The 23,643-nt window shown below is 41.1% G+C and carries 20 protein-coding genes; 9 read left to right on the top strand and 11 right to left on the bottom strand.

All coding sequences use genetic code 11. The features are described 5' to 3' along the window. Positions 1-2: 2 nt before the first annotated feature. Together QQK06_RS08085 and QQK06_RS08080 are read right to left on the bottom strand one after the other, a co-directional pair. Positions 3-998, bottom strand: coding sequence for a substrate-binding domain-containing protein (locus tag QQK06_RS08085; protein ID WP_284244150.1), 996 nt, complete (start codon positions 996-998; stop codon positions 3-5). 84 nt (positions 999-1,082) lie between these two features. After that, positions 1,083-1,859, bottom strand: a complete 777-nt coding sequence (locus tag QQK06_RS08080; protein WP_284244149.1) for an AraC family transcriptional regulator — start codon at positions 1,857-1,859, stop codon at positions 1,083-1,085. Positions 1,860-2,018: 159 nt separating this feature from the next. Between QQK06_RS08080 and QQK06_RS08075 the strand changes: the two genes are divergently transcribed. Together QQK06_RS08075 and QQK06_RS08070 are read left to right on the top strand one after the other, a co-directional pair. Then, entirely contained in the window at positions 2,019-3,179 is a 1,161-nt protein-coding gene (locus QQK06_RS08075; protein ID WP_284244148.1) for a trans-sulfuration enzyme family protein, read from the top strand. Between the two features lie 154 nt (positions 3,180-3,333). Further along, positions 3,334-4,560 (top strand): S41 family peptidase, encoded by a 1,227-nt coding sequence (locus QQK06_RS08070; protein ID WP_284244147.1) that lies wholly within the window; start codon positions 3,334-3,336, stop codon positions 4,558-4,560. A 77-nt stretch (positions 4,561-4,637) separates the two neighbouring features. On the opposite strand, the gene QQK06_RS08065 is transcribed toward QQK06_RS08070, so the two are convergent. From QQK06_RS08065 to QQK06_RS08055, 3 genes are all read right to left on the bottom strand, one after another. Then, the gene (locus QQK06_RS08065) at positions 4,638-5,072 is read right to left on the bottom strand and encodes an organic hydroperoxide resistance protein (RefSeq protein ID WP_284244146.1); all 435 of its coding nucleotides are present in this window, start codon (positions 5,070-5,072) and stop codon (positions 4,638-4,640) included. 126 nt (positions 5,073-5,198) lie between these two features. Further along, positions 5,199-5,645, bottom strand: a complete 447-nt coding sequence (locus QQK06_RS08060; RefSeq protein ID WP_284244145.1) for a MarR family winged helix-turn-helix transcriptional regulator — start codon at positions 5,643-5,645, stop codon at positions 5,199-5,201. 58 nt (positions 5,646-5,703) lie between these two features. Beyond that, positions 5,704-5,970, bottom strand: coding sequence for a hypothetical protein (locus tag QQK06_RS08055; RefSeq protein ID WP_284244144.1), 267 nt, complete (start codon positions 5,968-5,970; stop codon positions 5,704-5,706). A gap of 159 nt (positions 5,971-6,129) precedes the next feature. Here QQK06_RS08055 and QQK06_RS08050 point away from each other — a divergent pair, with 159 nt between their 5' ends. Next, positions 6,130-7,365 carry a Zn-dependent hydrolase gene (locus QQK06_RS08050; protein ID WP_284244143.1) on the top strand — a complete coding sequence of 412 codons (1,236 nt, stop codon included), beginning with the start codon at positions 6,130-6,132 and terminating at the stop codon, positions 7,363-7,365. Here QQK06_RS08050 and QQK06_RS08045 read toward each other — a convergent pair. Next, positions 7,360-7,893 (bottom strand): TetR/AcrR family transcriptional regulator, encoded by a 534-nt coding sequence (locus QQK06_RS08045; protein WP_284244142.1) that lies wholly within the window; start codon positions 7,891-7,893, stop codon positions 7,360-7,362. The two genes, QQK06_RS08050 and QQK06_RS08045, sit on opposite strands and share 6 nt — an antisense overlap. Positions 7,894-8,011: 118 nt before the next feature. Between QQK06_RS08045 and QQK06_RS08040 the strand changes: the two genes are divergently transcribed. Next, entirely contained in the window at positions 8,012-8,515 is a 504-nt protein-coding gene (locus tag QQK06_RS08040; protein WP_284244141.1) for a DUF8051 family protein, read from the top strand. Positions 8,516-8,535: 20 nt separating this feature from the next. Here QQK06_RS08040 and QQK06_RS08035 read toward each other — a convergent pair whose 3' ends face one another. Together QQK06_RS08035 and ppc are read right to left on the bottom strand one after the other, a co-directional pair. Then, complete coding sequence (locus QQK06_RS08035; RefSeq protein ID WP_284244140.1) at positions 8,536-8,754, bottom strand: DUF6500 family protein; 219 nt, start codon at positions 8,752-8,754, stop codon at positions 8,536-8,538. A 128-nt stretch (positions 8,755-8,882) separates the two neighbouring features. Then, on the bottom strand, positions 8,883-11,444 hold the full coding sequence (ppc, locus tag QQK06_RS08030; protein WP_284244139.1) for a phosphoenolpyruvate carboxylase: 2,562 nt from the start codon (positions 11,442-11,444) through the stop codon (positions 8,883-8,885). Positions 11,445-11,525: 81 nt separating this feature from the next. Here ppc and QQK06_RS08025 point away from each other — a divergent pair, with 81 nt between their 5' ends. Continuing rightward, positions 11,526-12,473 carry a LysR substrate-binding domain-containing protein gene (locus QQK06_RS08025; RefSeq protein ID WP_284244138.1) on the top strand — a complete coding sequence of 316 codons (948 nt, stop codon included), beginning with the start codon at positions 11,526-11,528 and terminating at the stop codon, positions 12,471-12,473. A gap of 115 nt (positions 12,474-12,588) precedes the next feature. Next, complete coding sequence (locus QQK06_RS08020) at positions 12,589-14,418, top strand: SLC13 family permease (RefSeq protein ID WP_284244137.1); 1,830 nt, start codon at positions 12,589-12,591, stop codon at positions 14,416-14,418. On the opposite strand, the gene QQK06_RS08015 is transcribed toward QQK06_RS08020, so the two are convergent. Continuing rightward, positions 14,413-15,300, bottom strand: coding sequence for a LysR family transcriptional regulator (locus QQK06_RS08015; protein WP_284244136.1), 888 nt, complete (start codon positions 15,298-15,300; stop codon positions 14,413-14,415). The two genes, QQK06_RS08020 and QQK06_RS08015, sit on opposite strands and share 6 nt — an antisense overlap. A gap of 166 nt (positions 15,301-15,466) precedes the next feature. Here QQK06_RS08015 and QQK06_RS08010 point away from each other — a divergent pair, with 166 nt between their 5' ends. Next, a complete protein-coding gene (locus QQK06_RS08010) occupies positions 15,467-16,153 on the top strand; it encodes a hypothetical protein (protein WP_284244135.1) in 687 nt (228 codons plus the stop codon). Positions 16,154-16,249: 96 nt separating this feature from the next. Here QQK06_RS08010 and QQK06_RS08005 read toward each other — a convergent pair whose 3' ends face one another. After that, a complete protein-coding gene (locus tag QQK06_RS08005) occupies positions 16,250-18,565 on the bottom strand; it encodes a CocE/NonD family hydrolase (RefSeq protein WP_284244134.1) in 2,316 nt (771 codons plus the stop codon). 186 nt (positions 18,566-18,751) lie between these two features. Between QQK06_RS08005 and QQK06_RS08000 the strand changes: the two genes are divergently transcribed. Next, complete coding sequence (locus tag QQK06_RS08000; RefSeq protein WP_284244133.1) at positions 18,752-20,869, top strand: winged helix-turn-helix domain-containing protein; 2,118 nt, start codon at positions 18,752-18,754, stop codon at positions 20,867-20,869. Between the two features lie 18 nt (positions 20,870-20,887). Here the strand turns inward: QQK06_RS08000 and QQK06_RS07995 are convergent, their stop codons facing one another. Next, the gene (locus QQK06_RS07995) at positions 20,888-22,666 is read right to left on the bottom strand and encodes a sensor domain-containing diguanylate cyclase (protein WP_284244132.1); all 1,779 of its coding nucleotides are present in this window, start codon (positions 22,664-22,666) and stop codon (positions 20,888-20,890) included. 217 nt (positions 22,667-22,883) lie between these two features. Here QQK06_RS07995 and QQK06_RS07990 point away from each other — a divergent pair, with 217 nt between their 5' ends. Then, positions 22,884-23,633 (top strand): substrate-binding periplasmic protein, encoded by a 750-nt coding sequence (locus tag QQK06_RS07990; protein WP_284244131.1) that lies wholly within the window; start codon positions 22,884-22,886, stop codon positions 23,631-23,633. The last annotated feature ends 10 nt before the right edge of the window (positions 23,634-23,643 follow it).

Below are 23,643 nucleotides of genomic sequence, written 5' to 3'. Positions count from 1 at the left end.
TATTAGTGATTTTTAGTGCAGCTTTTGACATTTTTCTCGGTACAGTAATGATAATCTAAATAGTAATATTGCTGTTTTGGCAGCTGCTTTTTAGTCAGATAGTTATAGAGCAGTTCGGTGCCAAAGCGCCCCATTTCAAACGGTTTTTGTCCGATATTGGCGGTAGATAACCCCAATTTTAGTGCTTTTAGCTGAGTATCTTCAGTATCGGCAGAAACAAAGACAACATCATTTTTGTTTATTCGTGTCTTATATGGGGTTATTTGCTTAATATAATCTGGGCTGAATTGGGCAAAGCCTGCTACGGCTAAAAATATCAGCGGTTGCTGCTGTAAAATCATGGCTTTAAGTTGATGAACTGCCACTGAGCGTTTGCCTAAACTGAATAATGGACAGCGAGGGTGTTCATACCAACCATTTTGACCGTTAATTTTATCCGTTTTCTGGCCTGAAAGCGCAAAGCGAACTCCGGCAATGCGCTCGTTTAAGTTTGGTGTTGTTTGATGACCAGATTGTAAGCAAAGCATTTGTTTTTCATCGCTTTGGTATTGTTTGATAAATTCCCCTAATGCTCTGCCAAAATCGAAATTATTGGTACCAACATAGCTTAATCTATGCGTTTGATGTTCAGGCAGCAAATCGGAATCAAAGGTAATCACCGGAATGTTTTTTTGTGCTAACTCTGTTAATGCGCCATTAACTAAAATGGCAGAATCAGTAGTGGAAATCAGTAAGGCATCTATACCCTGTTTCATTAAGGCATTTACTTTAATCACTTGTGCGCGCACATCCTGATAATCATCTGGGCCATCATAAATGCAGTCTATCTCTTGGTGTGTTTTGGCGAAATGCAAACAGCCTTTATAAGATTGCTGATAGAAACTATCGTTTTTGGTTTTGCCAACAACGGCAACACGCCACTGGGCATGAGCTGTTGGGCTAAACCAGACTAGTAGCAATAGCTTTAACAAGACAATAGTAAATAGGTGATTGATCATAATTTTATGATAATACTTAGTTTGATGGTTCAAGCTAAGTTATTTGGGCCACGCTAATAGCTTGGGCGTTAAATGACCTTTATGTCAAGAAATCAATCGCTTTATATAGATCGATGGTGAACAGCTGAACTGGCTGATAAATGCTGTATTAAAGGCGCTTAAACTGCTATAGCCACAATCTCGGGCAATGTGTTTAATGCTTTTATTATCATTTAACAGCTTGATGGCGTGCATTAGCCGCACTTTTTGTCGCCATTGGCGAAAATTTTCACCGAGTTCGGCGGCAAATAATCGGCTCAGTGTTCGTTCTGAAGCGCCACAGGTATTGCCCCATTCATTTAAAGTCTTATTGTCTGCCGGATGGGTTAAAAGGTAATTACAAATTTTTATAAGCCTAGAGTCTTTAGGTTGGCTGATTAATATCGGTTCGTTTTTTGCCGCGGTTAATTCCAATGCGATCAAATTTGCTATCTGTGCGGCTCTACTACCAGTGGAGTAACACAGCGGTTCTTGTGCTAAGGCAATGATCAGTTCCCGCATCAGTCGGCTAACGGCAATCACTTTTAGCTTAATTTCTTTCTGATAGGCGGATGGCTCAATATAAAGAGTTTGCATGGTCACTTTGCTGAGCATCATGATTGAGTGTCGCGTTTTCGCCGGAATTAGTATCGCTTTGTTATTCGGTATCAACCAAATATCACTGGCAATTTTCAGTTGCATTAATCCTTGAGTAGCAAATAGCAGTTGATGCTTTCTATGGTGATGTTCCGCGACTTGACTATTGTTTGGGAACTTTTTTGTCATTAGCGCGTAATCTTGCTTTAGTTGTTGGTAATCAGCGGAGTGGGTACTTTTAGTCATCTGCTAGTAATTCGTCTGAATTTAGTTTGTTTTTGTCATGTTTTCGAAATCAAGTCAATTTAGAATAAATTGAACCTGTTGTCTTAGGAGTCGTTTCTTACTTGCAAACAGTTTTGACAGAAATTACACACAGAATGGCAAAATAATAACGGAGAAATTGTGAATAACATCAGTACTAAACTAATTCATCAAGGCCGTGAGCAGGCAACAGCTTCGTTTTCAGTAAATCCGCCCTTAGTTAGGGCATCAACTACTGTATTTCCTGATCTTGCATCCTATAAAGCGTCATATCAGGGGCTGGCATTTGAAACACCTCGTTATGGCCGCTCCGGCACTAGCACTGTGATGGAATTTCAGTCGGCGATGGCGGCTATCAGCAATGCTGAGTCCTGCATTGCGACCTCTTGTGGTTTAACCGCCTGCCTTTCTGTTCTTGCCGCGTATGCAAAACCGGGAAGACAGATATTAATTCAGCGTGATGTGTATGGCCCGGTAAAAGCATTCGCCGATAGTGAGCTTGCGCAGCTAGGAGTGGAGGTGGAATATTTTGCCAATGAGCAGGAATTAGACTCATTAATAGATAATCATACCAGCTTGATCTATACCGAGGTGCCAACCTCACTGACGATGAAATTAATTGATATCAAAAAAATCTCGGCAATTGCCAAATCCCATCAAGTGCCGCATGCCTGTGATGCTACCTGGGGAACGCCAGTGTTTTTTGATGCCCACAGATTCGGTATTAATCTGGCGATCCATGCGGCGACCAAATATATTAATGGTCATTCCGATGTATTATTGGGAGCGATTACCGGCAGCTATCAGGATCTGCAACTGGTGCGTGATTATTGTCAATTACATGGTAATTATGCTGCGCCAGATTCATGCTGGCTGGCGTTACGTGGACTGCGTACCTTAAGTGTTCGCTTAGCACGTCATCAGCAAAATGCGCTATATATCGCCAGCTGGCTAAAAGCACAACCTCAGGTGCAACAGTTATTATTTCCGGCACTACCTGAGAGCCCTGATTATCAATTGTGGCAACAGTTATTTAGCGGTGCGGCCGGGCCATTTTCGATAGAGTTAGTTCCATGTGACGATAAGCAGTTTGAACGCTTTATTAATAGCTTAACTCTGTTCGGCATAGGCACCAGCTGGGGTGGCTTTGAAAGCCTGATAATGCCGGCGGTGCCGCATCATTTGCGTGCTACAACGACACAAAAACATCAAAAACGCTTAGTACGTTTACATATAGGGTTAGAAGACAAGCAGGACTTATGTGATGATTTACAGCGTGCGTTTAAAACACTTGCGAAATAGCTAATGCTATAGTTCCAGCGATTATTAATAATGCTTTGAATTTAATTGATTTTTTAGCTAGTAAAAGATTAGCAACTGATTACAATAGCGCTTATTGTTTGTTGCTTGCCTTTTGCAAGCAACGATTTTAATTAATAAAGACTAGCAGATGAAAATGAGAAAATATTTTGGGTTATTGTTGCTATTGTTAACTCCAGTGAGCCAGGCAATTAATGCCGAGCGAGCTTGGAATGAGCTTATTAGCGTATTAAAAACAGATTATGCTTACCTTGATCGCCTGGATGAAGATTTTAGCCGTTTAACAGCCGATTTTCGTGCTCAGGCACTAAAGGCGACTTCAGAGCAGGAATTTATCGATCTGGCACAATCATTTTTGCGCAACTTTGCCGACCCTCATCTGAATCTGGGGCCTTATGACACTAATGATTACAGTGTCTATCCCACAGGCTCAGATATCTATGCTCAGTTAGTAGACGGAACAGCTGTAATTATCGATATTAAATCCGGTTCGGCAGCATTTGAGCAGGGGTTACGCCCGAAAACGGTGATTAGTGCTATCGATGGTTTAGCTATCGAGCAAGCGATTGAGCGCGTCGCGGGTAGAGTTAAAGATAAATTGACACCGCGCCAACAGAATTATGCCTTGAACATTGCACTTGGTGGTAAACGCTATCAAAAGCGAACTTTAACCGTTATTAATAATAACGAAGAACATCTGCTATCACTTGCTGCAAGTTATACCAGTATTAATCAGCTTAAAAATGGCCCTGCAGTGAGTTTTAAAGCAATAAATGGCATTGGCTATATTCGCTTTAATAATGGTTTAGGTAATGAAGAAACCGTTCGTCAGTTTCGTCAGGCATTGGCAAATATTAAGCAAAGTCATAGTTATATTATTGATTTGAGAAATACGCCAAGTGGTGGCAATACTGGCGTCGCAGAGCCGGTACTTTCTCACTTTGTTAGTAGTGAACAGGTTTACCAGCAATATCAACAACAAGCAGACTTGCCTTATCAACAGACGGTAATGAAGCAAGCTACTGTCAGTCCGCAAGTACCATTGATAACGAAGCCTTTTGTTGTACTCGCCGGACACTGGACTGGCAGCATGGGAGAAGGTATGACCATAGGTTTAGATGCGCTTGGTGCAAAAGCAGTGATCGGTGCTCCGATGGCGGATCTTTTAGGTGGTATTAAGCGGGTAGAATTAACTGAAAGCGGTGCCTGGTTGGAATTGGGATTCGAACGTTTGTATCATGTTAATGGCAGTTACCGAGAAGACTTTGTTCCTGAAATTAAATTAGCTGCTGCGGATACTGATGAACAAGGTCAAGACCCGGCCTTAATGTCTGCACTAAAATTACTTGGCAGTAGCAAGTAATGTTTAAATCCTGCTTGCTACTGAAGATTAGTGCACGACTTAACGTCAATGCACTAATCTCAGGTATAAAAGCATTTTTATTTCGCTGCAACATCAATGTTAGTAGTGATATCTATATTGCCACGGGTGGCGTTTGAATACGGACACACCTGATGAGCAGTATCTATAAGCTGCTCTGCCACTTGTTGTGTTAAACCCGGTAAACTAACATTTAAGTCAACTGCGATAGCAAATCCCGCTCCTTTAGGATTTTCACCTATACCAACAGTAGCTGTTACTGATAAATCATTAGGCAACGCCAGCTTTTGCTGTCCTGCAACAAACTTAATTGCACCAATAAAACATGCTGAGTAGCCTGCCGCAAATAATTGCTCTGGATTAGTACCGGCGCCGTCATTACCCCCTAATTCTTTCGGTGTACTAAGTGCGAGGTTTAATCTATTGTCAGTTGAAACTGAGCGCCCTTCGCGCCCGCCAGTTGAAGTCACTTGTGCTTGATAAATTCGGTTCATAATTATTTCTGCCATGTAAAATAAAAGTTGCGATAATAGTTATCGCGATAATTAAATTGTTCAAATAAAACCCAGATCGTCTGGGCTTTAAAATAATGTTATCGCGATAATCATTATTACACAAGTTTATTTTAACAAATTATCTTTCAATGAGAGTAACTGTTCTCTGAGTGAGATAATTTCGGCTTCAGCAATACCACAAGATTCAATAATACATTGATTGACTTTTCGGCCTTGTGCTTTAAGTGCTATCCCTTTATCGGTTAGCTCGATACTGAGTGTACGGTCATCTTCCAGTCCTCTGACCCGTTTAATTAAACCATCAGCTTCCATCCGTTTAATCACAGGGGTTAGTGAGCCGGATTTTTGCCCTAGCCTATCGGCAATACTCTTTAAGCTAATACCATCCTTTTCCCAAAGAATAAGCATCACTGTGTATTGCGGATAGGTTAATCCTAGCGGCGTTAGGTATTCCTTGTAGAGCTGAGTCATGGCCAAAGAAGTGGAATACAGGGCGAAACAGAGCTGATTATCCAGTAATAGGTATTTATCTTGTTGCTTTTTTTGAGACATAGAAGCGCGATAATAGTTATTGTGATATCCATATCATACGTGGTTTCACCGTTAATCGCTAATTTAACCAGCCATTGCGCTTGAGGATTTTTGCCGTACGTTGTGCCAACGTAGTTAACTCCGCCAGATCTGCCAGGCTTGGTTGTTGAACGTCAAGGTTTGCCTGCCAGTAGCTGAGTTGGTCATCAAGCATTTCGATCATTTTTTTTGAGCAGCCTAAACAACTACCATGACAAAGCTGGGCTTCGGTTAAGTGCAACGGTAGTTCTTGTTGGATCTGAGTGATCAGTTGTCGCATTACGATCGCTACGTTAGGTTTTGCCATCTTGTTGTAAAGCTCATTGATTGCCATCATTGAATAAAGATAATTTAATAAATTTACGCTTTGGCGGTTTTGACCTGTCGCAAATAAAAAAGCAATTGGCCTGACAAATGTCAGTTATTTTCTACACTTTGGAGAGGGAACTTATTTATAGGAGGCAAAATGCAGGTCAATATCGAGCGGCTTAAAGAAACCTTATTCACTCTTTCAAATTTTGGTTATAACGAAGCAGACAAAGGTATTTATCGTCCTGGTTTTAGTGAAGCAGATATGGCAGCTCGGCGTTGGTTAATGGCGTTAGCTGAAAGTGAGGGCTTTAACGCACATATGGACGGAGCGGGTAATGTGCTGATTCGCTTTGGTCCTGACGATCAACCGGCGGTGGCTATTGGATCTCATTTAGATTCTGTCCCTGCTGGTGGTATGTTTGACGGCTCATTAGGCGTTATTGCCGGTCTGGAATGTTTACGGGTATTTAAAGAAAATGATGTCGAGTTAAAATATCCGATATGCGTTATTGCCACGTCAGAAGAAGAAGGCCGTTTTGGTGGTATGTTTGGTGCTCAGGCGTTAACTGGAAAATTAACCTTACATGACATCTATACCATGCATGATGCTGACGGCTATCCGCTGGCAGAAGCGATGCAACACTGTGATTTAGATCCGATGCAAGCATTAAGTGCAGCATTAAACCCCGAAGATTTAAAATGCTTTATTGAATTACATATTGAACAAGGCCCAGTACTGGATCAAAAGGGAATTCAACTTGGCGTAGTTGAGGGGATTTCTGGCGTCTTTAAATGGATAGTAAAGCTGCTCGGCAAAGCGGATCACGCCGGCACGGCACCAATGGAGATGCGCAGCGATGCTTTTATGGGGCTGGCCGATTTTGCTCATGAAATTAACCGTATTATAGACGAAGATGGCACAGAATATAGCCGTATTACCGTTGGTAAAGCTGAGCTAAAACCAGGTTTTGCTCATACCATTGCCGGTGAAGTGGATTTTACTTTAGTGGTTAGAGATATGAGTCAGGAAGTGATGGAAGCTTTGAGTCTGGCTTGCCGTAAAACACTGTCAGCAATAGCCAGACGCCATAAATTAATGTTTGAATACGAACAGGTTAGCTGGCTGGAACCACAACATTGTAGCGCGCCGTTAGTTGATTTTATCGACCAACAGGCACAGCAGATGGAACTAAACTACCAGCGCATGCCAAGTGGCGCCGGACATGATTGTCAGTTCTTTACCAGCATTACTGAAACCGGGCTGATTTTTATTCCCTCGGTTAATGGTGTCAGCCATGCACCAGACGAATGGTCACACTGGCACGATGTTGAAGCCGGAGCAAACTTATTATTACGCTGTGTTGAGCAAAAAGCCCGCACTAAGCTATAGTTTTTTACTTAGCCAGGACTCTATTTCACTAAAGTCGGTTTGTGCGCCATTAAAGTAGCGCATTAGCAGTGTACCCATTAGCAGACATAATACGGGTTGGTTATCTTCTTGGCTGACAAATTGCGCAATCAGTTTTTCATATCGTTGATTAGCCAGACACATACTGTCATCTTCGGCAATATCTTGTGGTGAACGGCCACGTAAGTAATCAAAAAGCAGTGACATTTCACCGGGGAATGTCGGTTCTATTTCTTTGATAATCTGCATTAATTGCTGAAGTTTGCCATTACTGCTATTTGCTACCGCTAACTCGTTGTCCGGCATATCAAATTGAGTGATTAAATCGGTACAGGCATGGAACAACGCCTTTTTGGTCGGAAAATAATGGTAGAGCGCACTTTTGGAAATCCCTAACTCGTCGGCAATTTTTCGCATTCCCAAGCCGCTATAACCATATTGAGAAAATAGCGGAATGGCATTTTGTGCAAGCTCGATACGGTAAGCGTCGTGATCAATTTTTTTGGGCATAAAGGTATTAAATAATTTCGTCCGATTGGACTAAATTATATTGACAAGTTTGCAATGATGCTATTAGTATTTATTTAGACCGGTCGGTCTAAATAAATATACCGAGGAGTTGCGATCGATGAATTATGCGAAATCTACTATCTACGTTTTAATACTGGCTATTATCACGTTAGCCTGGATGGTGCCTGGCGGTCCGGTTGAAACGCGGGATTTCTCCCATCTTGCCCCGGAAGTTGCTTGGTCGTTTAATATTTTTTTAACTAGTTTGATGCTGGTAGCAATTGCTCTGGTGTATTTTATGTTTAAAAAACAGCGCTGGGCTTATCAGTTAACTGGTGTTGTAGGTTTAGCCTTTTTCTTAGTGTTCTTATTGGATTTAGCTAAAATATTTCCAGTATCGCCAGATCCAATGTCGACGTTATTATTTGTCTTGGAGATCGCTGGTGTAGTGTTTGGGCTGTTGTTGAGTTGGTTGTCTTATCAAGCTATTCGATTGAGCGAACAAACGTTTTGGGTTAGCACTATCACTATCCCAAACAGTTTATTATTCATTGGGATCGGCATGCTAATTTTTGGTGCTTTTGTTGTATATTTTGCTACTGCATCTACTCTACGTTTTTAGCGATTAGCATTGAGCAGCGACTATAAGTTATTTTCTATCATGGTTTTTATCTTTTCTGCTTTCTCAAAATGATCGAGCTGATGAGTTTGTATCCACCAGGTTGCAGCTTCCATTAGTAATTCTGGCTCGGTATTTTTATTGGCGAAAAAAGCATAAAAAGAGATGCCAACATTATTACCCTTAGTGGCGATTTTCTTTTCGCATGTTGCTATGATTTTGTTTCTTAAGCTTGCTCGCATATCTATTCCATATAAAAAAGGCTGAGGTTTTAAACGCAGTTAGTACGGTTAAAACTCAGCAATTTTGTCACAGTGGGTGGCAGAATAGAAAACTAATTTGCTAGCCGTTATTTCTTCGCTACTATTTTTTAGCCAGTATTACGCATACCTGTTGCTATCCCGGTCATGCTGACCATCAGTAATTGTTCGCATAGCGGATGTTCCGGCTGTTTTCTTAGGCGCTTTAACGCTTCTATTTGCAGTAAATGCAGTGGCAGCAAATAAGGGCGACGTAATTGGAATGAAGCTAAGTTCCATTGATCGCTTTCCAAGGTTTCACTTTGTTCCAGTAACGCCAGAATTGTTGCCTTATCAGCGCTTAGCTGTGTTCTTAATTGTTCACCTAATGGCTGTAATTTAGGCTCAACCAGGTGTTGATCGTAGAGTTTGGAAATATCGGTATCTGATTTTAGATAAACCATTTCAGTGAGCGATATTCGTGCCCTAAAATATGGCCAATTGCTGAGCATATCTTTAATTGTTGCTTGATGCTGTTGGGTAAACTCTGCGATTGCCTGACCAAAACCGAGCCAGCTTGGTACTACCAATCGGTTTTGGCTCCAGGCAAATATCCACGGGATCGCTCTTAAGGACTCAATACCACCATCTGATTTACGCTTACTCGGTCTGGATCCCAGTGGTAATGACGAAAGTTCTTGCTCTGGGGTTGCTTGACGGAAGTAGGTGACAAAGTCTTCCTGCTCACAAACATAGTCGCGATAGATTTCACAACCACGCTGCGCCATTTTATCCATCAGCTCACGCCAGTCTTTTTTCGGTGCTGGCTGTGGTTTCACTAAGCTGGCTAAAATCGCGCTGGCATATAAATGTAAGCTGCGTACTGCCAGGTTGGGTAAACCAAATTTATAGCGAATAGTTTCCCCTTGTTCGGTTACTCGTAAGCCACCTTCTAATGTGCCTGGTGGTTGTGAGGCAATTGCAGCATGAGCTGGACCGCCACCACGTCCAATTGTACCGCCACGGCCATGAAATAATTTAAGCGTGACCTGATGGCGTTTCGCTACTGCCACTAATGATTCTTGTGCTTGATATTGTGCCCAAGCGGCGGCTAACACGCCGGCATCTTTTGCGGAATCGCTATAGCCGATCATTACATGTTGGGCGTTATTGGTGCGCTTGGCATATTCACTGTCCGATAAAAGAACGTCGATTACCTGAGCGGCATTATTTAAATCATCTAAGGTTTCAAATAGTGGCGCTATCGGCATATCCCAGCTAACACCGGTCGCTTTCATTAGTAAATTTACTGCCAGCACGTCACTTTGGTGGCTGGCCATAGAGATCACATAAATACCTAATACTTCCTTGGGTTGCTCAGCAATGAACTTAAAGGTATCTAATACTTCTTGGGTTTGTTCGCTCCAGTGAACGTCAGGTAGGAGTGGCCTCGGGTTATTGATTTCCTGCTGTAAAAACTGACAACGTTGCTGTTCACTCCAGGATAAGTAATCTCCTAAGTTCAATGCGCTGACAATTTCAGCGATCGCCTGATCGTGAAACTCACTGTGTTGACGAACATCGAGTTTGACTAACGAAATGCCAAAACAATGTACTTTACGAATGACATCCAGTAATAAGGAATTGGCGCTACGGGTTAAACCAGCGGCTAACAGGCTTTCACGACAGCGGTATAATGGCTGCAATAATTCTTCAGGACTGGCGATAACGCCATGGGTTTTATTATTTTTAAGCAGTACGATACTGTGTTCAAGCTTAGCGATAGTTTGTTTTAATAAGTTGCGATAGGGCCCAATATTATTACTATCTGCCTGAATAAGACCGTCACTTGCCTTATTCATTGATAACTCAAGGTAGAGATTTTGAAAATCTTCGAGATAAAGCTCCGCAGCCATTAAACGTGCCTGAATAATTGCCTGTCTACTGAGTTTGGCGGTGACAAATGGGTTTCCATCACGGTCACCAGCCATCCAGCTCGCCATGGTAATAGGTCTGGCATCTAACGGTAGTGTTTGTCCGCTAACTTGTTGACATAAATCATCGAGTTCTCTAACAAAAGTTGGCACCGCGTGCCAGAGACTGTTACTGATGGCATTTAAGCCCCAGCGAGATTCATCTAATGGCGTTGGTCGTTGCTGACGTATTTCATTGGTGTTCCAGGCTTGCTCAATGAGTTCTTCGATACGACCATTCAGTTCAGCCCCAGTTGTTGTCAGTTGTTCGGCAATTTCATGGTATTTATGAATAAAGGTACGTCTATTAACTTCGGTTGGATGCGCAGTGAGTACTAACTCAATATGTAGTTTGTTAATGGCAGCAAGAAATGCCTGTGCATCGACATCGCCTATTTTTTCTTTTAATGATTCCAGCGGATGAGGTAAATCCAGCTCAGCTAGTCCTTGCTCACTGGTGGTATGCTGTTGTTCCGCGACATTGGCTAAGTTTAAGAATTGGCTGAATGCGCGGGCGTAAATTAATAGTTTTTGCTCGTCGCATGACTGAAACAGAGTTTTTAATTCTTCAATGGCGAAATCATCGTTGGCGATCCCGTCTTTCGCCAAGAGTCGAACACGTTCAATATTGTCTAACCACTGTTGGTCGGTTTCATTGGCGATGGTTTGCCCTAACACGGTACCTAATGCACGGATGTTCTGTGAAATTGTCTCTAACATAGCAGGTCTCATTTCGCTGTAATCAATTAAACGATTTTTATCTTAGAAGTGATTTATAATAGAATCTAATATATATTTTTAATGAAAGTCATAGATAAAATTCTATATATGGGTGTAAAACAGCCAACAATTAGGCAGTTACAGTTGATTCAGGCATTGGCTCGCTATCGTAGTTTGTCGGTTGTCGCGGAAAAATTATTTATTTCTCAGCCATCGGTATCGATTCAGCTCAAGAATTTAAGTGAATTAATCGGATTACCCGTCTACCAAATACAGGGCCGTATGGTTGAGTTAACCGATGCCGGTTATGCCATTTTACGCAGTGCAAATCAGATCTTTCAGGCATTAGATAATCTGCAAACCGATATTGATAATTTACAGGGGGTAGTGACTGGTACTTTATCTATTTCTGTTGTCACCACAGCGCAGTATTTTCTGCCGCTATTATTGGCGGCATTTAACAAGCGTTATCCGCAGGTGGACGTTAAATTGGAAATTGGAAATCGCGACATGGTCTATGCGCGTCTGCGGGAGCATCAAGATGACTTTTATTTGTTCAGCCAGATCCCCGAAGATGTCGAAGTGGTTGAAACGCCATTTCTGACCAATGAACTGGTCGTTGTGGTGCCAGAACGTCATGAATTAACCTTATTACCGAGTGTTAGCCTCGCGCGTTTAAGCCATTACCCTTTTATTTTGCGTGAACCGGGTTCAGGTACGCGTGAAGTAACACTGAAGTTATTTCAGCAACATGGATTTAACCTGCGAGAAAAAATGACTATTGCCAGCAGTGAAGCGATAAAACAGGCTGTTGCCGCCGGGCTAGGTATCTCGGTATTAAGTCGTTTCAGTTTGGATTTTGGTATTCTTCCCGGGGTGAAAGTGCTTGAGGTCGAACACTTTCCTGTGCGCAGCCAATGGCGCTTAGTACAAAATGCCAATCGAAAACCCAGTTTATTAGCCCAGGCATTTCAACAATTTATGCTGGAAAACGGTGGTGAGATATTGCTAAATGCCGTGCGTAAGTAGGGATTTCCCTGTTTTTTGACCGATTTTCATTAACTTTTCGATAAAAATCGCATTTTATCTAAGCTAATGCTAACGTTTATTAACAGCAGTTATTAGTAGTGAAGCGAATTGGATCGTGGCCATACCTGAATTACCGAATTACCATGCACTGGCGATGTTGTTTATTACCGTGCTGGCATTATATATTTTTCGTCGCGATGATATTCCGCTCGAAACCTCGTCATTAGCGGTATTAGTGATCCTGTGTCTGATCTTCACCGTTTTTCCGTTTGATATTGCTGGCAAGCATTTAGAGCCCTCATCGTTATTTTTTGGTTTCGGCCATGAAGCACTAGTGACGGTTTGTGCCTTAATGATTATTGGTCACGCGTTAGTACGTACCGGGGCGTTAGTGCCTGTTGGTCGCTCACTCGCTAAATTATGGAAAATCAGCCCAACACTTTCGTTATTAATTACCTTGATCATTGCTGGTACCTTAAGTGCGTTCGTTAATAACACGCCAATCGTGGTTTTGCTGTTGCCTATTTTGACCAGTGTTGCAATCCGCACTCATACCGATACCTCTCCTATGTTATTACCTATGGGGTTAGCTACTTTAGTTGGCGGCATGACCACGACTATTGGTACTTCCACTAATTTACTGGTGGTCAGTGTTGCCAGTGACATGGGGTTGCCACGAATGGGGATGTTTGATTTTAGTTTGCCAGCGATAATTGCTGCCAGCGTTGCGATTATTTATTTGTGGTTAGTTGCTCCTAAACTATTACCGCCGCGATCTGGGTCTTTACCTGATACTTCGCCTCGCTTATTCAGTGCTTATCTTAATATTAATGAAGACAGTTCTGCTAATGGCAAGAAAGTTTCAGAAATATTAAAAATGACAGATGATCAAATGACCATTGAGTCGATTCAGCGTAGCCCTGATTATCGTAACATTATGCCGTTACCAGATACGGTGTTAAGAGAAGGAGACCGTCTGCATATTAAGGATAATCCGGAACAGTTAAAGGAATTTGAATCGGTATTACAAGCAACCTTGTTTTCAGGTGCTCATAAAGTCGATGACGATCATCCATTAAATGCGGAAAAACAGAAATTAGCGGAAATCGTGGTGATTCAGGCGTCTGAATTAGTAGGGCGTACCTTGCGAGATGTCCAGTTTGCCAAGCGTTATGGTATTTCGGTACTGGCATTACATCGTGACGGTAAAGCGATGGAAATTGGTCGCCGTAGTATAGGTAATGTTGTGATTCATACCGGAGATGTTTTGTTAGTGCAGGGGGATGCCGAACAGGTAGCAGTACTGAAAGAAACTCAGGGAGTTTTGGTCATTGATGGCGCATCTGACTTACCTTATTCACAAAAGGCACCGATGGCGTTAGTGGTATTATTTTTCGTTATTGGTATCGCAGCTGTAGGGATTTTGCCAATTGCCATCAGTTCGATTTGTGGCATCTTAGTATTACTGATCACTAAATGCTTGGACTGGAGTGAAGTTTCAGCAGCGTTAAACAGTCAGGTGGTGCTAATTGTCGTTGCGTCGTTGGCGCTGGGTTCTGCGATGATGCAAACCGGCGGCGCGGAATATATTGCGCAACTTTTCGTTGCATTGGCCTTTGATTTACCGCCGGGTGGTATTATTGCGGCGTTAATGTTGATGCTGGCGGTGTTAACTAATATCGTTTCCAATAATGCCGCAGCGGTTATCGGTACGCCGATCGCCATTTCGGTAGCAACCCAATTACAACTCCCGGTGCAGCCGTTTATTTTAGCCGTTTTATTTGGTGCAAATTTAAGTTATGCCACCCCTATGGCTTATAAAACCAATATCTTGGTGATGAACGCCGGTGGTTATCAGTTCTCTGATTTTATTAGAGTTGGTTTGCCATTGATTGTATTAATGTGGATCTCGCTATCTTTTTTATTAAGTTGGCTGTATTTATAACTCGAGCATGTCATTTAACTGTTGCGCGAGAAAATCCATCATTAGACGAATTTTTCGGTTGTGCTGAACATCGGCATGACAGACGAGCCAAAATTCAAGGCTGGGTATTTTGAGGTCAGGCAAAATGATTTGTAGTTCCGGCCAGCGTTGTAATAAATAACTATGAGTAATAGTGATACCAGCGCCCTGACGAGCGAGTTCAATTTGCAACGGCAGGAAGTCGGTTTTAAAGATAAAGTTTTTATCAGCTAACGGCCACTGTAATGCTTTGAGCGCATTAACAAATACAATGTCGCGATCAAAACCAATTAATTTATGCTGCTCTAGTGACTTGAGTGTTTTTGGGACAGGAAATTTCTTAAAATATTCGCTACTGGCGACGGCGTTAAGCTGGATATCTTTGAGGCGTCTGGCAATAAGATCTGGCTGGCTTGGTCTGAACATTCGCAACGCGATATCAGCATCTCGTTTATGCAAACTGGTCGCTTGGTTTGAGATATTTATTTCCACCTGAATCTCAGGGTATAGCCGATTAAATTGCGCTATGATTGACGGCAAATAATACAAGCCGAGCACTTCATTTGCTGTTATCCGAATACTGCCTGTCAGCGATAGGCTATCGCCAGAAGCTATTCTGTTAAATTGTTCAGACGCCTGGTTCATCAGTTGTGAACTTTCCAGTAACCGTTGCCCTGCTTCAGTTATTTTTAACCCTTGGGTGCTACGATCAAACAAAGTGACGGTCATTTGTTGCTCTAACCGTGCTAATTGTCGGCTTAGCGTTGGCTGTGATGTACCCAGTTCACGGGCGGCTTTTGATAGACTACCGAACTTGGCTAATGTGTAAAATATTTGAATTAAATCCCAAGGCAACCGTGGCATATTGATTTCTTATGTTTTTAGATTAATTTTGTACTGTTATTCAAATATGAATAACGATGGTAAAATATTAGCTGTTCGTAAATAAAAAATAAACCAATAAACTAATTGGCAACTATATTGTTACTGGCATGTTCTGGCAGTAAACAGGTTTATCAAGGAGTCAATTATGTTCGTTGGTCATTATGCGGTCAGTTTAGCGTTAAAGTCGGTGGAGAAAAAAGCGTCGCTAGGCCTGTTATTTATTGCGGTACAGTTTCTCGACATTGTTTTCTTTCCACTCACTTTATTGGGAGTAGAAAAGTTTCGCTTGGTAGAAAATTTTACCGAATCCAGTCATTTTGAACTGCTATATATGCCGTTCAGTCATAGCTTGTTCGCTGTAATTTTATGGACGATAGCAATATTTGTCTTAATAAGATATTTACTGGTTTACAAATCAGGCAAGCATTTTAAAGTTGCTGCTGTGCTAGCTTTAGCCGTGTTTTCCCACTGGTGGTTAGATCTCATTGTCCATACGCCGGATTTACCATTGACATTTGCTGATGCTAATAAGTATGGATTTGGCTTATGGCAGCATGCGTTTGCGACCTATTTGTTAGAAGCTGTGTTACTGATATTTGGGTTGTTCTTTTATATGAAAAGCACTGCTAACATTGAACCCACGTCTGGAGTACTTGCGAAATATGGTATGCCGATATTTGTTGTACTACTACTTGCTATAAATGTCATTAACATTTTTGGTCCGTTATCAGCGCAAGACACCAATCAAAGCATGGCCGTATCTGCACTCGCTGCTTATTTTATACTTGCCGTTATTGCCTGGTGGGTAGATCGTAAGCGGCAAAGGCGATAATTTGTCATAAGTCGTGAGTAACGCAGTTAGCCTTATTGCTGATATACCAATAGGCAATAAGGCCATGCTACGATTAACTGTGTTTTAACGATTAACCTACTTAGTCTCATTCCAAGGTTTAAGTGGAATATTGATTTGGCTGTCGTTATACCATTTGATAATTAATGGCTCGCCAGCATCGGCAATACTTTCATTATTAACCTCTTTCCCTGAGCCCATATTAACTTGGGCCTGATGGTTTTTATTAACGTTTAATACGATAGCTAAGCGGCTGCCTTTTTTAAGCAACTTGGCGGTCATTCTTGCATCGATAATTGGTACTGTGGTCTTTTTCTGTGGCACTAATAAGGTACGTTTACTACTGTCGTTAGCGTAACTTGCCCGGCTGAGATAATGAGTGAGGTAAAATGCCTTGCCAGACGGGTCGATTTCGTAAAAGTTATAACCAATATCAACGTCTTTTTTGTTAATTTCGATGGAAAAATGCCCTGTGATTGCTCCGGCTAATTCTTGTGTTTCAGTCAGTGGTGCCGTGATAAATACCAAGCCATTGGGGTCATTCAACTGATCCTGAATGATTGGCCAGGGCAATAGATTGTGCTCTGTGGTTCTGTCAGTTAAATCTATGGTTTGTTTAAGATATGCCAGTTGCTGTTCTGGGGAAGTTTGCAAAGCATAATTTGATTCTTGGTTTTTCGTCGTTGATAAGTAAAACTTTGTCGCTTGCTGATTAAGCATGGCAAATGACGAGCTATGACGCCATTGATTGCTACCCATTAATTGATAATTAACTTTATCTTGCAATAGCTTAGGTTTAGCTGTGTGGTATAACAGATGATCAAACCAGCCAAACACTATTTCTTCAGTATCTTTTTCCAGTGCGACAGCATCTAGCGGATAATTACCGAGGTGAGATCTCGGCTTATTTTGAGCACTCCAGTGATCATAGGGGCCGATTAATAAAGTATGGTTAGCGTTTTGATTATAGCGATAATGACGTTTTAAATAATCGATTGCCGAGACTTGACCACCATCAAAATATCCTGTGATGGTAAGCACAGGGATATTAATATTGGCGTATTCTGCTTTGACTGGCACCATTGCCTGATAGTAATCGTCAAAGCTTGGGTGTTGTAACCATTTTTGAAACCAAGGATTAGCCTGACCAGCCAATTTATCAATATCGCTAATTGCTTTGCCGCTGGTAAAAAAATCAGTAAGTAATTGGTTACTTTTTTGCCAATTGGTGTACACGCTGTTATCTACAGTATTGTTGTTAGTGACATGAAATGCCCATTGATAGTTAGCTGTCAGCACTATGTTGTTTTCATACGGTAAGCCAGTGATCAAGCTTGCTGCTGTATATGGTGCAATTGCGATTAACGCTGGGTGCATATGTTTTGCAGCGGCCCATTGAGTAAAACCGTTATAACTACCACCATACATCATGACCTTACCATTACTCCAAGCCTGCTTACTGACCCAGTCAATGGCACTAGTAGCGTCTTCCCCTTCGTGCTCCCAAGGTACTATGGTGTTTGAGCTCGAACGCTTACCTCGAGAATTAACCACTACACCGATATAACCATGCGCTGCTGCGTGTGTGGCAGTTCTGGTATGAGATTTTTCATCGGCATAGATAGTAAATTGCATCGCGGCTGTTTGTTTACCGTGTTGGTTTTTCTTTCTGACGATGGTGGCTGCCAGTTCGACCCCATCAGGTGTGGTAATTAATATTTCAGGTTCAATGTGATAACGTTTTTGATTTTCTTGAGCGATTAACTTGTTACTCATTGGTAATACATTTGCCAACACTCGATAAAGGTGACTATTGACAATGAGTGCGATGGCCTGATCTTTCGTTAATGTGGGCAATGTTTGATATCGTTTAAAAATATTAAAGGCATAATCCTGTGCCCCCGGTAAAGACCAACCTAAGGCGGCTTCTAATTGATACAGAGATTCATCATTCATCGCTACTAATGACTTTGATAACGTATCGGTTAACAGTGTACTAAAAGACGAGTGATTGTTTTGCTTAAGCAAGGTTTCACTATGTAACCGATAATGTGAATAGCTAATAGCATTGGGGTGCTCAGCGATTGTCGTTAGTAATTCTTGATGACGATTTAAGATCGATAATAACGCGACTTTGTCGAACATTTCCTGCTGGTTGATCTCTACAGTGGATAGCTGATTGGCAAGGATGAATAGTTGTTGATGAAAACTATGCTGTGTTAACAGCGTCAGTGCATCCTTACTGGTAGTTATATTGGCGGCTACTAAGGCTGCTGGCGTTTTGAATGTATGCTTAGTTTCTGTTGCTTGGCTATTTACTGTGAATAGCAAATAGAGGCAGATAAATAAAACGTCGTGCCATTTGGCTCTGAATGAAACGTCGTGATTGGTCATTATTTTCCTCGTTAAAGTTTAGCTGTGGCTAATGGCGGTAGATGCTATGATTTCAAACGAGTGATGTCGTGAAATCATTGGGATTTGTTGTGACTTTTGATGACCAAAGTATGGTTTTATGATATTTTACAGGTAGTTAACTTGTTTTTTGGTTTTTGTTTCTGAACAATTTTTTTAGGCATCCTAATGCGTTGGCAAATAGCAGAGTATATTTTTTGTGATCAGCAACAAAACTTAGTATCCGAACACGGTGTACAGCAGCTGGAACCTATGATGGTGGAATTGCTGAGCTATTTTTGTCAGCATCCAGATCAAATTGTCAGTAAAGATCAGCTAATTGAACAAGTATGGCTCGGGCGCATTGTTACTGATAATGCGGTAAGCCGACTGGTTACTAAACTGAGAAAAGTATTTGATGATGACGCCCGTCAGCCGACGTTTATCGCAACATTTCCGAAAAAAGGTTATAAATTTATTGCACCAGTGGGTCGGCTTACTGATAAAAAAGCGCTGGCAGTACAAGAGAATCGTTTAGCTGAAAGTGAGAGTCAATTTGAGCCTAATGATGTCTCGTCAGAGTTACTACACTCACAAGCAAGTGAGTTAACTGCTGCTCCGGGTTTAATGGCGCAGACTAAATTGATAACTGTGCTATTTGTCGCTGCTATTGTTTTGTTCGGATTGTGGTGGCAGTTGTTAAGACACTCAACCCAAGTGCCTGCTAATTATGCCAAATTGATCACTTCAGACGCCGGTGATGAAATGTTCCCAGCATTTTCTCCTGATGGTACTCGCCTTGCCTATATGTTAATGAAAGCGGACGGGATTCATCTGATGGTTAAAAATATCCAGGATGAAAGTGTTGTTGAAATTGAACATGGTAAAGGCGTAGGAGTTGGGCCAGCCGATTGGAGTGACGATGGTAAACAAATTGTCTATTTAGTAGCGACGCCAGAGCGATGTCAGTATTTTATTCGTTCGGTTGAGGGGCAAAAATTTGGCCAACCTCAATTAATCCATAATTGTCCTGCGGGGAGTTATGGGGGGATTATTTTTAGCCATGAGAATCATCGTTTAATTTATGCAGAAAATCATGGCAATAATAGCCCTTATTCGTTATTCGAAATTAACTTAATCACCAATAAAACTAAGCGATTAAATCAACCACAAGTGTATTTAGGTGGTAATAACCAGTTTGATTTACACCCTAGCGACAATAAATTACTGATTTCTTCACCCGATAAACAACAGTGGGAAGGCTTTTATTCTCTGGACTTGGACAGTGAACAATTAATCTTATTGTTTAAACAAGATGCTTATATTTGCTGTGGTATCTGGGATCATAGTGGTGAGCGTGTGGTGCTAATGGGAGAACATCCTGCCTATCAATTACTCAGCTATGATTTAGCCGGTCAGGATCGTCAGGTGATTTATTCCGGCAGTAGAGAAATTCATTGGCCGCGTCGCCATAGCAATGGCCGAGATTATTTATTTTCTTCTGGGACTGATAACGCCAATATTCATTTATTGAATTTAGTCACTGAAAAACAACAGGTGATTGCAGATGCAGTCGTTGATGAAAGGTTGGCAAGTTTTGCAAATAAAAGTCAGCAACTGGCGTATATTAGTTTGGCATCAGGCAGTGAAGAAATTTGGCTCTTTGATCAGAAAAGCCAGCAGCGTAAAAAGCTCAGTTATTTTAATGATGGTCGACATTATATTGACTTAATGTGGTCACCGACCGATGAACATTTACTGGGGCTAACGCTAAATGAAATTCATCTGATCGATGCTGTTAGCGGTGAGTTTAAGCGTCTAAAAATTTCACAAAATGAAATTCGTGGTGTGTCATTCAAAGCAGAAAACGTCATTAGCTATAGTGTCAAAGAGCAAAACCAGTGGCAGGTTTATTACTATCAATTGGCAACAGATTCAGTAACAGCAGCAGAGAGTCAATGGCAGTTTATTCAATATCATACCAATCCAGAAAATACCTTATGGTTAGATCAGGACGATCAACTTTATGCCGGCGTTCAACCGCATGCGGTAAATAATCAGCAATTGGCAAAACAGTTGCTCTCTGGCCGACAATTCAATTTAAAAAAACGCGGTGATTTATGGTTTTGGTTTGAGCGAAGTAAGTCCAGTGGCATCATCAGTTATAACGAAATAAGTGGGCAAACTCAGCAGTTAGTGGAAACGTTTGCGGTGCATTTTGATATTGCAAATAACCAACTATTGTTTAGTAATACTGAGTTGGTAAATACCAATATTTATCAAACTCAGGCGTTGGTTGCCGAATAGCATTAAGTTGGCAGAAAATTAGCTCTGTTGGGAGGACTGATGATTGGCGACATGTAACTGGTTTTTACCACTATCTTTTGCGTAATAAAGCGCGTTATCCGCATGATTAATCATCGACTCTAAGCTGTCTAATGTAAGTGGTGCGCCATTAAGTTTATTGTTTTCACTGCCAGCTAAGCCAATGCTTGTGGTGACTGATATTAGTGTATTATCAATTTGTACTTCAAGTTGTTCAATAACTTGGCGAATACGCTCTGCTTGCTTAGTTGCTTGAGTTAATGAAGTTTCTGGCAAGAAAATTATAAATTCTTCTCCTCCCCAACGGGCACAAATATCGCCTTTTCGACTCGCATTGCTAATACACTGAGCCACTTGTTGTAACACCTTATCACCAATCTGGTGCCCGTATTGATCATTAATATTTTTAAAAAAGTCGATATCAAGTAATGCAATGGTTACGTCGCGTCTTTCTCTGATAATGTTTTGCCAAACTGGTTGAGTAATTACTTGAAAACCTCGACGATTATTGAGCTGGGTTAAGGTATCGGTACAGGCATAGTGCTCGGCAATGATTTTATCCATTTTAGCTAAACGAAATTGTCGCGCTAATATTACTGCAAGCAAAATAGCTTCGAATGCCATACCAACTTCAATGGCTTTGAAAGTATAGTCATTATAAGGTACTAAAAAACCAGCGACAGCGAGTGTCGAAATAGTGATGCAGATTGCTGCAGTTACAGAGGACAATAAGAAAATCACCGCAAAGGGCTTTTTCGCTTTTAAGGCGAAAAAGCCCATGGCGACAAATAAAATAACGAAACAGGTATTTAAGATAAACGCTAAGATCATGGAAAAAAATAGCTGGTTGAAAATAAAACCAATGAACATGCCTGTTGGGATCACTATCGTTATTTTGCTAACGAAGCGGTCTAATTTAGCAGCATACTGCGAGGTTTGTAGCAAAGTTCGTGCAAAGTGCAGGCCTGCAATGCTATAGGTTATCATCAGCGATATATCTAACCAGTCTTGGAAGTAAGGACCATAATCAGGTGTGATCAGGGTGTGTAATTGACCGGTATATGACAGGCTATTGATAACAAAGCCGATTAAATAAAGGCTATATAGGCCATATTCTTTTTGTCGGATAAAGACAAATAATACCAGGTTGTATAAGGCAAGCGCCGACATGATGCCGTATAGCACACCATATTGATATGCAGAGGTGATATCGCGAATTATTGCTTTATCAACGCGACTTAATCTGACAGGAATTGCCATTGGACCTTTAGTTTCAACACGAATGTAGACTTCGGTGATGCCTGGTGGAAGCGATTGTTCAAAGGCGTAAAATTTATATGGCATAGGACGTTGGTTAAATGGATAACCATCGCCACCGACAATGTGACGGACGACTTTTTCTTCATGCACTAGCCAGGTATCAATGTAGTCTAACCAAGGAGTTTCAATAGCTAAACGATAATTTAGTTGGCCCATACTATTGTTCACTAGGGTAAATTTCATCCATGCTGGCGCAACGCCTATACCTAAAGAGATAGAGTCACTTTGTCCGCTTTTGATGACGCCATTGGTAAACAAAGCTTGTGCCTCGGTTAACGAAAGCTTTATTTCTTTTTCTTGGAAATACTCGATGGAATGACCAATGGCCCCTTCTTCAAATTGTGCAAGGTCGATAGTATTGGCTTGAGTGGTGTTTATCGCACTGATAGCAAATAAAATGATAACAGATAAAGGTATAAAGCAGATGTTGAAGTAATGTTTACACTTGGAATTTATCATGACGCCTATTACCTAGTCACTACTATCAAACAGAGAACAACCGAGATATTAATAATCATAACACTGTAATGACATTGTCACTAATTTAGTGCCGTGCGAAATAAAGATCACATCAGCAGATATATCCGGTGCTCATACCGATTATTAAGCATTTTTTGCCAAATAGTTATTGTGCTGTTACGCTTAAATAACTCGTTGAAAGGATTGAATAATCATTGTGGCTAAAATAATTCATTATCTGATATTGGTTTTATTGCTGACACTATCTATAGCATCGTTTGCAAAACAGGAGTTGCGCATTGGGGTTGGTAATTTTCCACCTTTCTTTATTGAAAAAGGTGAACGTGGCTTATTTTTAGAAATTACTAATGAAATTTTCAAACATTTGCCCGAATATCAGATCAAGTATGTCTTTATGAGTAACCATCGGCTGGCGTATGAAATCAATAGTGGTCAGTTAATCGACGTTGCTTGTAATATCTTTGCTAACAGTAAAGTGAATGCCTTTCTTTCCGAGCCGCTATTTCGTTATACCGATGTCGCCATTACTCGAAAAGATAAACATTATCAGATTAACTCTATCGACGATTTACAAGACTTATCGATAGCTGCATACCAAGGCGCAAAAGATTTATTAGGAGAAAAATATCGGCTGATGGCTGAGTCTAATAGTCAATATAGTGAACACGCTCATCCTAAAGATACTACTTTTTTAATGGTCTCAGGCGCGAAAGATGTCAGGGTAGGCGACATCAATATTTTCTTACATGATATCTATAATCCTCATATTCGCGCGAAAAAACCGCTTGATGTCAAAGATTTCACTATCCACCCGCTATGGGCAAATGTTTATTCTTATATGGCTTTTAAAGATGAAGCTATCAGAAACAAGGTAAATAAGGTGATCAAAACATTAAAACAAGATGGCAGTATAGAGGCTATTTATACTAAATATCATATTCAGTAACAGCCTCTTT

This window comes from Thalassotalea insulae, assembly GCF_030161395.1.
Classification (GTDB): Bacteria; Pseudomonadota; Gammaproteobacteria; order Enterobacterales; family Alteromonadaceae; genus Thalassotalea_E; species Thalassotalea_E insulae.
The sequence above is the reverse complement of the archived record's forward strand: the minus strand, read 5'-3'. Positions and strand labels throughout refer to the sequence as shown.